At 74.1% G+C, this 12,633-nt stretch carries 9 protein-coding genes and 1 pseudogene; 4 read left to right on the forward strand and 6 right to left on the reverse strand.

Annotated elements, in window-relative coordinates; translation table 11 throughout:
- Positions 1-161 precede the first annotated feature (161 nt).
- The 3 genes from ACFYR0_RS15495 to ACFYR0_RS15505 all read right to left on the reverse strand — a co-directional run bounded on the left by ACFYR0_RS15495 (position 162) and on the right by ACFYR0_RS15505 (position 2,234).
- The gene (locus ACFYR0_RS15495) at positions 162-506 is read right to left on the reverse strand and encodes an SCO0607 family lipoprotein (RefSeq protein ID WP_389327014.1); all 345 of its coding nucleotides are present in this window, start codon (positions 504-506) and stop codon (positions 162-164) included.
- Positions 507-674: 168 nt separating this feature from the next.
- On the reverse strand, positions 675-1,979 hold the full coding sequence (locus ACFYR0_RS15500; RefSeq protein WP_389327017.1) for an AI-2E family transporter: 1,305 nt from the start codon (positions 1,977-1,979) through the stop codon (positions 675-677).
- Between the two features lie 60 nt (positions 1,980-2,039).
- Complete coding sequence (locus ACFYR0_RS15505; protein ID WP_386386115.1) at positions 2,040-2,234, reverse strand: DUF3046 domain-containing protein; 195 nt, start codon at positions 2,232-2,234, stop codon at positions 2,040-2,042.
- A gap of 79 nt (positions 2,235-2,313) precedes the next feature.
- Here ACFYR0_RS15505 and ACFYR0_RS15510 point away from each other — a divergent pair, with 79 nt between their 5' ends.
- Entirely contained in the window at positions 2,314-3,258 is a 945-nt protein-coding gene (locus ACFYR0_RS15510) for a hypothetical protein (RefSeq protein ID WP_389327020.1), read from the forward strand.
- A gap of 171 nt (positions 3,259-3,429) precedes the next feature.
- On the opposite strand, the gene ACFYR0_RS15515 is transcribed toward ACFYR0_RS15510, so the two are convergent.
- The 3 genes and pseudogenes from ACFYR0_RS15515 to ACFYR0_RS15525 all read right to left on the reverse strand — a co-directional run.
- Positions 3,430-3,738 carry an AzlD domain-containing protein gene (locus ACFYR0_RS15515; protein ID WP_389327023.1) on the reverse strand — a complete coding sequence of 103 codons (309 nt, stop codon included), beginning with the start codon at positions 3,736-3,738 and terminating at the stop codon, positions 3,430-3,432.
- Complete coding sequence (locus ACFYR0_RS15520; protein WP_389327026.1) at positions 3,735-4,664, reverse strand: AzlC family ABC transporter permease; 930 nt, start codon at positions 4,662-4,664, stop codon at positions 3,735-3,737. The genes ACFYR0_RS15515 and ACFYR0_RS15520 overlap by 4 nt, the downstream gene beginning before the upstream one ends.
- Positions 4,665-4,777: 113 nt before the next feature.
- Positions 4,778-5,527, reverse strand: a pseudogene (locus ACFYR0_RS15525) (AraC family transcriptional regulator); the annotation flags it as partial.
- Positions 5,528-5,808: 281 nt separating this feature from the next.
- On the opposite strand from ACFYR0_RS15525, the gene ACFYR0_RS15530 reads away from it, so the two are divergent.
- From ACFYR0_RS15530 to ACFYR0_RS15540, 3 genes are read left to right on the forward strand one after another with little or no spacing between them, the layout of a single operon-like run.
- Positions 5,809-10,881 carry an ATP-dependent helicase gene (locus ACFYR0_RS15530; protein WP_389327028.1) on the forward strand — a complete coding sequence of 1,691 codons (5,073 nt, stop codon included), beginning with the start codon at positions 5,809-5,811 and terminating at the stop codon, positions 10,879-10,881.
- Positions 10,882-10,910: 29 nt separating this feature from the next.
- Positions 10,911-11,750, forward strand: coding sequence for an Fpg/Nei family DNA glycosylase (locus ACFYR0_RS15535; RefSeq protein ID WP_389327031.1), 840 nt, complete (start codon positions 10,911-10,913; stop codon positions 11,748-11,750).
- A 32-nt stretch (positions 11,751-11,782) separates the two neighbouring features.
- The gene (locus ACFYR0_RS15540; RefSeq protein ID WP_389327034.1) at positions 11,783-12,547 is read left to right on the forward strand and encodes an SDR family NAD(P)-dependent oxidoreductase; all 765 of its coding nucleotides are present in this window, start codon (positions 11,783-11,785) and stop codon (positions 12,545-12,547) included.
- Positions 12,548-12,633: the final 86 nt, after the last annotated feature.

A 12,633-nucleotide genomic window follows, 5' to 3' on the forward strand; every position in this document is an offset into this window, starting at 1 on the left:
AGCGTGTCTCCGGAACGGCGGACCCCCTGCCGCGAACGGCCGGCAGGCCTCGTGCCGCCATACGACCTGGCCTCGTCGCCACGGTCCAGGTGCCGTCGGACCCCGTCGCCCTGACCCAGGTACCGCCGGGCCCCGTCGCCCCGGCCCAGGGTGCCCTCGGATCACTGCGCCTCGGGCAGCCTGACGATGTTGCCGTTCTCGTCGAGCGTGCGCGTGTCCCAGTACACGTCCCACTTGTCGCCGACGACCTCCGGCACCTTGCCCTCCGGGTACCGCGCGTACCCCTCCCCGGGCTCCTCGCCCTTCCGGACACAGTCCGAACCGCTGCTGTTCACCGCCAGGACCGGATACTCCGTGCTCATGCACATCTCCTCCCGGATCTCGAAGGCCGAGCATCCGGTGAGCCCCGCCACTGCTGCCGCGCCCACGAGGACGGCGGTGACGCCGGGAAGCCGGCGGGGGCGCGCCGCGGGGGCGGGCCGGCGGGCGCTGCGGGGCTTGAACATGATCGTCTCCAGTCGGTCGGTGTGCCCTCAGTCTTGTCACCGACCGTCGCCGATCCCTGAGTACGCGTACTCAACGCCGGATGTGCGGATGCTCAACATCGCGGCTCCGACTGCGGGGCACGCGGCGCGGCACCGACTGCGTGGCACGCGGGACGGAGACGCGGACCGTCAGTCCGAATCCGGTCCGTTCGGCGGCGCCTCACCGTCGGAGCGGCCCTCCGGGCGGTTCTCCGAGCCGTCCCCCGGGCGGTCCTGCCGCAGCCGGTCCAGCAAGCGGCGGCCGCGGCCGAGCAGACCGGGCTCGCCGCGGGCCCGGTGGCCGTGCACGCGCGGGTCGTCGGTGACGTCGTAGCGCTTCACATAGGCGCCCAGGAATGCCTGAAGCGTGGCGACCGCCGGGATGGCGATCAGAGCGCCGACCGCGTTGAGCAGGGCCGTGCCCGCGATGACCGAGCCGAAGGCGACCGCGGGATGGATGTCGACGGTCTTGGAGGTCAGCTTGGGCTGGAGCACGTAGTTCTCGAACTGCTGGTAGATCACGACGAAGATCAGCACCCAGAGCGCGTACCAGGGGTCCACGGTGAAGGCGATCAGCATCGGCAGGGCGCCCGCGAGATAGGTGCCGATGGTCGGGATGAACTGCGACACCAGGCCCACCCACACCGCGAGCACGGGCGCGTAGGGCACGCTCAGCGACTGGAGCAGGATGTAGTGGCAGACGCCCGAGATCAGCGCCATCAGACCGCGTGAGTACAGGTAGCCGCCGGTCTTGTCCACGGCGATCTCCCACGCGCGCAGCACCTCGGCCTGCTTGGCGGGCGGCAGTACGGAGCACAGCGCGCGGCGCACCCGGGGCCCGTCGGCGGCGAAGTAGAACGCGAACAGCACGATCATCAGCAGCCGGAAGAGCCCGCCCAGCACCTGCGCGGAGACGTCCAGCACCCCGGTGGCGCTGTTCTCGACGTAGCTGCGCAGCCAGTCCGAGCGGAGCACGCCCTCCTGGACGTCCACCCGCTTCAGGTCGGTGTTGAAGTGGGCGTTGATCCAGTTGATGACGGAGTCGAGATACTGCGGGAAACCCTCGACGATCTTGATGATCTGGCCGGCGAGCAGCGACCCCAGGGCGATCACGAACCCCGCGGACAGGACGATCACCAGGAGGAAGACCAGTCCGGTGGCCAGGCCCCGGCGCACCCCCCGGGAGGCCATCCAGCTCACGGCGGGCTCCATGGCGAGCGCCAGGAAGAACGCGATCAGGATGTTGATCAGCAGCCCGGTCAGCTGGTGGAAGGCCCAGCTGCCGAGCTGGAAGCAGGCGACGAGCGCGAGGGCGAGGACCATGGCACGCGGCAGCCAGCGCGGCATGCGGTCGCCCGGCCGTCCCGCGCCGCCTGCCGGGGGCTGTGCGGGTGGTGTCGTGCCGATCGCGGATGCCTGCGGGGCCGCCTGCCCCGTCTCGTCAGTTGGTGCCACGGAGAAAGTCTCGCCCACGCCACCGACACTCGTACGACAGCCCTGTGTTCTGGCGCCCGCTCAGTGCCTTTCCCGCGGGACGTTCATCACCGAGCAGACCACTCGCCACACGTCCTTGGCCTCCCAGCCGGAGTCCAGCGCCTCGACCACCGTGCGCCCGCCGAGCTCCGACATCACGTGATCGCGCGCGAAGGTTTCGGCGTACCCCGCACCGAAGTGCTCCGCCATCCGCTCCCAGAAGACCGTCAACCGCATGACCCCAGTATCCCGCCCCTGAGAGTGGGCCCCGGCCGGGGCGGCTCTCCCGGACCGCTTTCGGCCCTACGGTCTGACCATGTCCGAAACCGGAGCTTCCCCACTCCCCGCAAGGCCCCCGGCGCACTCCCCGCTCTTCCGCGCCGAGCACTTCGTCTGGCTCACCGCGCGCGTGCTGGAACAGCGGCTCTTCGCGTACCACTTCCTGGACGGCACCGCCGATCCGGTGGAGACCGCGCTGGACGCCTACCGCAACGAGGACGGCGGATACGGGCACGCCCTGGAGCCAGATCTGCGCGGCCCCGTCAGCCAGCCGCTGCACACCGCGCACGCACTGCGCGTGCTGGACGCCATCGGGCGCTGCGGCGGACAGCGCGTGGAGCGCGTCTGCCGCTACCTGACCCTCGTCTCGACGCCGGACGGTGCCCTTGCGGCGGTGCATCCCAGCCAGCGTGGCTATCCGGCGGCCCCGTTCGTGCCGATCGTGGACGACCCGCCCGGCGAGCTGCTGGCCACCGGGCCGGTGGTGGGGGTGCTGCACCGCAACGAGGTGTGGCACGCATGGCTGTTCCGGGCCACGGACTTCTGCTGGGAGGCGGTCGAGTCGCTCAAGAGTTCGCACCCCTACGAGATCCATGCCGCGGTCGCCTTCCTGGACTCGGCACCCGACCGGTCACGCGCGCAGTCGGCTGCGGACCGGCTGGGCCGCCTGGTGCGCGAGCAGCGGCTCGCGGCGCTGGACCCGGCGGACCTCGACGCCTACCCGGTGGCTCCGGGATACGGGCCGGACGAGCACCACTTCCCGCACGACTTCGCGAGGACACCGCAGTCCCTCGCGCGCGCGTGGTTCACCGACGAGGAGATGGCGCGCTCCCTGGACTTCCTCGCCGCCGAGCAGGAGGAGGACGGCGGCTGGCCCGTCCGCTGGCGCCGGTGGGCGCCGGGCACCGCCCTGGAGGCGCGTCCCATGGTGACGATCGAGGCCCTGCGCACCCTGAGGGCGTACGGCCGGTTCATCGGATGAGGCGCCGGCCGGGGGTGAGGCACCAGCCAGCCGGGGGTGGGGCGCCGGGCAGCCGGGGGAGTGAGGCGCAGGCGTGCTACGGAGGTGCCGAGGAGCGAGGCCCTGTCGCACCGAGGCTCCGAGGCGGGCGCTGTCCTGCATCGTCCGCCCAGCCCCGGAGTCGGCCGCCTCTCATCCGCCCAGCGCCCGCACCCCCGCCGTGACCAGCACCGCGGCCGCCACGACGGCCAGGAAGGGAGCGCGCAGCACCAGTGCCACGGCGGCCGCGGCGAGCCCGGCCGCCCGCGCGTCCAGCACCAGTGTCCGGCCGTCGGCGAAGGTCTGCTGCGCCGTGAGGGCGGCGAGCAGCGCCACCGGGAGCAGCTCGGCGAGCCGCCTGACGAGGGGGCGCTCCAGGGCACCCGCGGGGACGAGCAGTCCGGCGAGCTTGACGGCGTAGCAGCCGACCGCGGTGATGGCGATCGCGATCCAGAAGTTCATCGCCCGTCCTTCGCGCTCTCGTCCTCGCCGGAGGGCGTCTCCCCGCGGCCGGGCGCACCCGAGTCACCACCGGAGGTCGTGTCCGAACCGCCGGACACGCTCCCGTCACCGCGGGACGCCCTCCCGTCACCGCCGGCACTCGCGACCGGCCCCGGCCGACGTGGTTCGGCTCTCCGGCGGCGTCCCTGTACCCACAGCACGGCGGGCGCCGCCAGCGCGGCCAGCAGCACCGGCACTCCCGCGGGCAGCACCGGCAGCAGGGCGAGCCCGAGGATCACGGCGAGGCCGGCGACGGCCCGCTCGGTGGCGCTGGTGAGCATGGGCGCGAGCAGCGCCAGGAAGACGGCGGGCCCCGCGGCGTCCAGACCCCACGCGTCCGTGTCGCCGATGGCCTCGGCACCCAGCGCGCCGAGCAGCGTGGTGAGGTTCCACAGCACGTAGAGGCTGAGCCCGGTCACCGTGAAGCCGATCCGCGCGGCACGGCGTGTGGGCTGGGCCAGCGCGACGGCCGTGGTCTCGTCGATGACCCACTGCGCGGCGAAGGGCCGCAGCGCGCGCGGGAGCGCGAGCAACTGCGACAGGCGCAGCCCGTAGAACGCGTTGCGCACGCCCAGGAAGAAGGCACCCGCGGCCGCCGTGAACGGGTTCCCTCCGGCCGCCAGGGCCCCCACGAGCGCGAACTGGGACGCCCCGGTGAAGACCAGGAGGCTGAGCGCACAGGTCTGCAGGAGGGTGAGCCCGCCGCCCGCCGACGTCACCCCGAAGGCGAAGCCGGACAGCCCTACGGCGACCCCGACTCCGAGGGCGTCCCGTACGACGGCCGCGTCCGGCTTCCGCGGACCACCGGTGTCCGCCGCGCGGCCGGTGTCCCGCCTTCCCGGGCCGCCGGCCCGTGTGTCCGCTGTGAGCGCTGTCTGTTCTGCCACGCCTCGGACGGTACGAGGAGCCCGCGCGTGCCGTCTTGTACGTTCTTGCGCTCCCGCTGGTACGCGCCCGGCGGTACGCCCACGATGCGGCTGAAGTGCCGGTTCAGGTGCGGCTGGTCGGTGAAGCCCACCGCCACGGCGGCCTCGGCGGGCGAGGTGCCCGCGTCCAGCAGCGCCCGCGCCCGCCGTACGCGCGCGTCGGTGAGCCAGGCGTGCGGCGGCATCCCGTAGGCGTCACGGAACGCGCGCAGCAGGGCGAAGGGGCTGGTGCCGAGGTCCGCGGCGAGGCGCTCCAGGGTCGGCGGCCCGGTCATCCGGTCCTCCAGCGCGGCACGCGCGCGTGCGGCGACGCTCGCGCCCGCGGTCCGGACCGCCCGCTGCGGAAGGGGCCCGCCGTTCAGCCGGAGCAGCCGGGTCACGGCCACCCGCAGCAGTGTGTCGGCGGCCAGGGCGTTGCCCTCGTCGGCGGCGCGCAGCACCCTGTGGACCAGGGCGACGGTGTAGGGGTCGTCGAGCACGGGCCTGACGAAGCCCGGGGTGCCGCGGATCGTGGTCGTCTCGGCGGCGATGGCGGACACGACGTCCGGGGAGGGGTAGACCGCCCCGTACCGCCAGCCCTCGGGCACTCCGGCCCGTCCGGTGTGCGGGGTGTCCGGGTTGACCAGGGCCAGCGCGCCCGCGCCCGCGTACTGGTCGCCGCTGCCGTGGTGGAAGATCTCGACGCCGTCGGCGATGGCGGCGATCACGAAGTGCTCGTGGGTGTGCCGGACGAACGTCTTGCGGATGTACCGGGCCCGCAGCAGATCGACACCGGGCAGTTCCGCGTACTGCCAGTGCCGTGCCCGCTCCCCGGAACCCGCCATGCGCCCATTGTCGGCCAACCGGATCGGCGCGCGGAAACCCGCCCGGCACGGGCCGGGACGCCCGGGACCGGCCCACCCGGCACGCCCAGGACACCCGGGACGGGCCCACCCGGATCGGCCGCCGAAGCCCGTCGGCCCGCTGCCCGGCGGCGGCACACCGGCCGCCCGCACAGCCCGCCCGCACCACGACCCGCAGCTCAGCGCCCGCCGCCCACGCACCCCGCCCGCCCCGAAACCCCCAGCTCAGCGCCGTTGTCAGTGTGTGGGTGCAGGATGGACGCATGGTCAGCTCCGCCCACCGGGCCCTCGACGGCTTCTCCCCCGCGACCCGCGGCTGGTTCACGGGGGCCTTCTCCGCGCCCACCGCGGCCCAGGCGGGCGCGTGGCAGGCCATCCGGGAGGGCTCGGACGTGCTGGTGGTCGCGCCGACCGGGTCCGGCAAGACGCTGGCCGCGTTCCTCGCCGCGCTGGACCAGCTCACCACCACTCCCCCGCCCGCGGACCCCAGGAAGCGCTGCCGCGTGCTGTACGTCTCGCCGCTGAAGGCGCTGGCCGTGGACGTCGAGCGCAACCTCCGCAGTCCGCTGACCGGCATCCGGCAGGAGTCCGTCCGGCTGGGCCTGCCCGAGCCGGAGGTGAAGGTGGGCATCCGCTCCGGCGACACCCCGCCGGCGGAGCGCCGCGCGCTGTCCACACGTCCTCCGGACATCCTGATCACCACCCCGGAGTCCCTGTTCCTGATGCTGACCTCGGCCACGCGCGACGCGCTGACCGGCATCGAGACGGTGATCCTCGACGAGGTCCACGCGGTGGCCGGCACCAAGCGCGGCGCCCACCTCGCCCTGACCCTGGAGCGGCTGGACGAGCTGCTGCCGAAGCCGGCCCGCCGCATCGGCCTGTCGGCGACCGTGCGCCCGGTCGACGAGGTGGCCCGCTATCTCGCGCCGCGCGGCAAGGTGGAGATCGTCCAGCCGAAGTCGGGCAAGGAGTTCGACCTCTCGGTCGTCGTCCCGGTCGAGGACCTCGGCGAGCTGGGCACCGCCCCGGCGGTCGACGGCGACTCCGCCGCCGAGCGCCCCTCGATCTGGCCGCATGTCGAGGAACGCATCACCGACCTGGTCCAGTCGCACCGCTCCACCATCGTCTTCGCCAACTCGCGCCGCCTGGCCGAGCGCCTGTGCAACCGGCTGAACGAGATCGCCTACGAGCGCGCCACCGGCGAGCCCCTGGACGAACAGCACGGTCCCGCCCAGCTGATGGGCGGCTCCGGCGCGGCGATGGGCGCCCCGCCGGTCATCGCGCGCGCCCACCACGGCTCGGTCTCCAAGGAGCAGCGGGCGCTGGTCGAGGAGGACCTCAAGGCGGGCCGCCTGCCCGCGGTGGTCGCCACCTCCAGCCTCGAACTCGGCATCGACATGGGCGCGGTCGATCTCGTCGTCCAGGTGGAGTCCCCGCCCTCCGTGGCCTCCGGGCTCCAGCGCGTGGGCCGTGCCGGGCACCAGGTGGGCGCGGTCTCCACGGGCGTGGTGTTCCCGAAGTACCGCGGCGACCTCGTGCAGGCGGCCGTGGTCACCGAGCGCATGCGCACCGGCTCCATCGAGTCGCTGAAGGTCCCGGCCAATCCCCTGGACGTGCTGGCACAGCAGCTCGTGGCGATGACGTCCATGGACACCTGGCAGGTCGACGACCTGCTCGCCGCGGTCCGCCGCGCGGCGCCCTTCGCCTCGCTGCCCGAGTCCGCCTTCACGGCCGTCCTCGACATGCTCGCCGGCCGCTACCCCTCCGACGCCTTCGCGGAACTTCGCCCACGCGTGGTGTGGGACCGCGTCGCGGGCACGGTGACCGGCCGGCCAGGAGCGCAGCGCCTCGCCGTCACCTCCGGCGGCACGATCCCCGACCGCGGTCTGTTCGGCGTCTTCCTCGCCGGTTCCGACCCCAAGAAGGGCGGCGGGCGGGTCGGCGAGCTGGACGAGGAGATGGTCTACGAGTCCCGCGTGGGTGACGTCTTCACGCTGGGCACCAGTTCGTGGCGGATCGAGGACATCACCCGCGACCGCGTGCTGGTCTCCCCCGCGCCGGGCGTGCCGGGCCGGCTGCCGTTCTGGAAGGGCGACCAGCTGGGCCGCCCGCTCGAACTGGGCCGCGCGGTGGGCGCGTTCCTGCGCGAGGTCGGCTCCCTGGGCAAGGACGACGCCCGGCTGCGCCTGCTCGCCGCGGGCCTCGACGCCTGGGCCGCCGACAACGTCCTGTCCTACCTGGACGAGCAGCGCGAGGCCTGCGGCCACGTCCCGGACGACCGCACGATCGTCGTGGAGCGCTTCCGGGACGAGCTCGGCGACTGGCGCGTCGTCGTCCACTCCCCCTTCGGCGCCCAGGTCCACGCCCCCTGGGCGCTGGCGCTCGGCGCCCGCCTGTCGGAGCGCTACGGCATGGACGCCCAGGTCATGCACGCCGACGACGGTATCGTGCTGCGCCTACCCGACGCCGACCTGATGAGCCTGGAGCTGCTCGACCAGGAGCCCATGAAGACGGGCACCCCCCTCGACACGGCGGCTGACGCCGACCAGGCGCCCGTGGGCGCGGCGGACGTCGTCTTCGACAAGGGCGAGGTCGACCAGGTCGTCACCGACCAGGTCGGCGGCTCCGCGCTGTTCGCGTCGCGCTTCCGCGAGTGCGCCGCCCGCGCGCTGCTGCTCCCGCGCCGCAACCCGGGCAAACGCACGCCGCTGTGGCAGCAGCGCCAGCGTGCCGCCCAACTGCTCCAGGTAGCGAGCGAGTTCGGCTCGTTCCCGATCGTCCTGGAGGCGGTCCGCGAATGCCTCCAGGACGTGTTCGACGTCCCGGGCCTCGTCGAGCTGATGGGTGACCTGGAGTCGCGCAAGGTGCGCCTCGTCGAGGTCACCACCCCCGAGCCGTCCCCCTTCGCCCGCTCTCTCCTCTTCGGATACGTCGCCCAGTTCCTCTACGAGGGCGACTCACCGCTCGCCGAACGCCGGGCGGCCGCCCTGTCGCTGGACTCCCGCCTGCTCGCCGAGCTGCTCGGCCAGGCGGAACTGCGCGAACTGCTCGACGCCGAGGTGCTCACCGAACTGGAGCGGGAGCTGCAGTGGCTCACCGAGGACCGTCGGGTCAAGGACGCCGAGGGCGTCGCCGACCTGCTCCGGATGCTGGGCCCGCTCACCGACGCCGACCTGGCCGAGCGCGGCGCGCAGCCCCAGTGGGCACACGACCTGGCCGCGGCCCGGCGCGCCATCCGGGTCCGCATCGCGGGCGCCGACAACTGGGCCGCCGTCGAGGACGCGGGCAGACTGCGCGACGCGCTCGGCACCGCGCTGCCGGTCGGCGTGCCGGAAGCCTTCACCGAACCCGTGAAGGACCCCTTGGGCGACCTCCTCGCGCGCCACGCCCGCACCCACGGCCCGTTCACCTCCGCCACGGCGGCGTCCCGCTTCGGGCTCGGCGTCGCGGTCACCGAAGGCGCCCTGCAACGGCTGGCGGCGGCCGGCCGGGTCGTGCAGGGCGAGTTCCACCCGGCCGGGATCGGCCAGGAGTGGTGCGACGCGACGGTCCTGCGCCGGCTGCGCCGCCGTTCGCTCGCCGCGCTGCGGCACGAGCTGGAGCCGGTGCCGCCGCCCGCGCTCGCCCAGTTCCTCCCGCAGTGGCAGCACATCGGCCGTGGGCACGGGCTGCGCGGCGTCGACGGCCTGGTGCGGGCCGTCGAGCAGTTGCAGGGCGCGTCCGTACCCGCGTCCGCCCTGGAGAAGCTCGTGCTGCCCTCCCGGGTCTCCGACTTCACCCCGGCTCTGCTGGACGAACTCACCGCGTCCGGTGAGGTGGTGTGGGCCGGAGCGGGCTCCCTGCCCGGCAAGGACGGCTGGGTCTCGCTGTACATGGCCGACGCCGCCCCGCTGCTGCTGCCACCGCCCCACCCGCTGGAGCCGACAGCCCTGCACGAGTCCGTCCTGGGGACCCTGTCCGGCGGCTACGGCCTGTTCTTCCGCCAGATCGCCGACCAGGTCCGGGCCACCACGCACCCGGACGCCACCGATCCCCAACTGGCCGACGCCGTATGGGACCTGGCCTGGTCCGGCCGCCTCACCAACGACACGCTGGCGCCGATGCGCGCCCTGCTGGGCTCCGGCCGTACGGCGGGCTCCACGGCCCACCGCGCCAAGCGCACGACCCCGCGCGGGCGTTACGGCTCGCTGACCGCCGCCGCCCGCCCGGCCTCCCGCACCGGCCCCCCGACGGTCGCCGGCCGCTGGTCGCTCCTGCCGGAGCGCGACGCCGATCCGACCGTGCGGGCCCACGCGCTGGCCCGGGTCCTCCTCGACCGGCACGGCGTGGTGACCCGGGGAGCGGTGTCCTCCGAGGGCGTCGAGGGAGGGTTCTCGGCGGTGTACCGCGTGCTGTCCGCCTTCGAGGAGACCGGACAGGCCCGCCGCGGTTATGTCGTGGAGGGGCTGGGCGCGGCCCAGTTCGCGATGGACGGGGCGGTGGACCGCCTGCGCGCGGTCTCCAACGCCCGCGAGGGCCTGCCCGTCCCCGGTTTCGCCGACGGCCGGGGACAGAACCCGGCGGCGGCCGCCTTCGGCACGAACGCGCCCTTCACCGACGAGGCCTTCGCCCTCCCCGACGGGCCCGCGTCGCCCGGCGACTTCACTTTCCCGAACGACCCCGTCACGCCCGGGGAGTTCGCGTTCCCCGACGACCCGACCTCGCCCGGCGGCCGCCCGTACGCCGGCAACCGGACCGCCCCGGGCGACTACGTCTCCCCACGCGACCTCGCCCAACCGCGCGAGCCGAACGACTCGTACGGCGCGAACGACCCGTACCGCACGAACACCCCGTACGACCGCTACGGCTCGAGCGGCCGGCCGTCCCAGAACGCCCCCTGGCGAGGCGCCGGCACGCCCCCCTACGCCCCGGGCCACGGCAGACGCCCCGCCCCCGCCTCCCGCGCGGTCGTCCTCGCCGCCGCCGACCCGGCCAACGCGTACGGCGCCGCCCTGTCCTGGCCGGAGCCGCCCACCGGCGCCGGGCACAAGCCGGGGCGCAAGGCGGGCTCGCTCGTGGTCCTGGTCGACGGCGAGCTGACCCTCTACATGGAGCGCGGCGGCAAGACCCTGCTGGCCTGGCTCCCCGACCCGGACGGCACGAGCGGCTCACCCTCGGACGACCCGCGGCTGCACGAGGCCGCCGAGGCGCTCGCGGCGGCCGCCCGCGCGGGCTCCCTCGGCACGGTCACCGTGGAGCGCGTCAACGGCGTCCCGGCCCTGACCTCACCCATCGGCACCGTTCTGGAGGGAGCGGGCTTCATCGCGACCCCACGCGGTCTGCGCCTGAGAGCGTGACACACATGTCCCCGTGCCACCCTTGACCCATGCCCGAAGGCGACACCGTCTGGCAGACCGCGAAGAGGCTGCACACCGCCCTCGCGGGCCAGATGCTGACCCACTGCGACCTCAGGGTGCCGAAGTACGCCACGGTCGACCTCACCGGCCGCTCCGTCCTGGACGTCACCCCCCGCGGAAAGCACCTGCTCACCCGTTTCGAGGGCGGCATCACCCTCCACTCGCATCTCAGGATGGACGGCTCCTGGAAGGTGTTCACGGCGGACCAGCGGTGGAGCGGTGGCCCCGCCCATCAGATCCGGGCCGTCCTCGGCAACCCGGCGCACACCGCCGTCGGCTACCGCCTCCCCGTCCTGGAACTGCTGCGCACCTCCGAGGAGGAACGCGTCGTCGGCCACCTCGGCCCCGATCTGCTGGGCCCCGACTGGGACCCGGACCGCGCCCTGGCGAACCTCCTCACGGACCCGTCCCGCCCCCTCGGCGAGTCGCTGCTCGACCAGCGCAACCTCGCCGGGATCGGCAACGTGTACAAGAGCGAGCTCTGCTTCCTGCTCGGCGTCACCCCCTGGCTCCCCGTGGGCGCCCTCCCCGCCGACCGCACGGCCGCGCTGCCCGTCCTCGCCAAAAGACTCCTGGAGGCCAACCGCGAACGCCCGGTGCGCACCACGACGGCCCGCCGCGGGCAGGACCTGTTCGTGTACGGCCGGGCGTCCCGGCCCTGTCTGCGCTGCGGCACGCCCGTGCGCCTCGCGGACCAGGGCGACGGCTCCCGCGAGCGCCCCACCTACTGGTGCCCGACCTGCCAGCCGGGCCCGGCCCCGGCACCGGGCTCCCCGGCCGCCCGCAGAAGCCGCCGACCCACTGATTGACGATCCGTCAGAAACGCTCGTACGGTCCCTTCATGGCCGTCGACGCGTACGACCTCAACGGACGCACCGCCTTCGTCACCGGCGCCGCCGGAGGCATCGGACGGGCCAGCGCGGTTCTGCTGGCCCGCGCGGGCGCCCATGTGCACTGCGCCGACCTCGACGCCTCCGGTCTCAACGGGACGGCCGCACTGATCAAGGCCGAGGGCGGCACGGCCGTGACCCACCTCCTGGACGTCACCGACCGCGCACGGCTGCGGCAGGCCGTCGCGGGCTGCGAGCGGCTGCACGTGCTGGCGGCCGTCGCCGGGATCATGCACAGCAGCCCGGTCCTGGAGACCCGCGACGAGGACCTCGACCGGGTGCTGGACGTCAACTTCAAGGGTGTGCTGTACGCCTGCCAGGAGGCGGCACGGCTGATGATCGCCCGCGGCATCAGGGGCAGCATCGTCACCATGGCATCCGGTGCCGTCGACACGGGCGGCCCGGGCCTGCTCTGCTACGGCGCGGCCAAGGCGGCGGTGGTGCAGCTGACCAGGACTCTCGCGAACGAGGTCGGCCGGCACGGCATCCGCGTCAACGCCGTCGCGCCGGGCTGGATCCGTACGCCGATGACCGACCGGCACGAGGCCGGGGAACAGGCCCGTGCGGAGGCGCTCATGGCCCGCAGATCGCCGCTGGGCCGAGTGGGCGAGCCCGAGGACGTGGCCCACACCGTTCTCCACCTGGCGTCGGACGCCTCCGCCTTCATGACGGGCCAGATCCTCCGCCCGAACGGCGGCGTCGCCATGCCATGGTGAGAAACGCCGGCGTCACCGGGCCCCGGTCTGCGCCCGCTCACCCCCGTCGGCCCACTCCACCCCGCCCGCCGGGGCCAGGAACCCCC

It is taken from the genome of Streptomyces sp. NPDC005017, from assembly GCF_042873115.1.
In the GTDB taxonomy this organism is placed as follows: domain Bacteria; phylum Actinomycetota; class Actinomycetes; order Streptomycetales; family Streptomycetaceae; genus Streptomyces.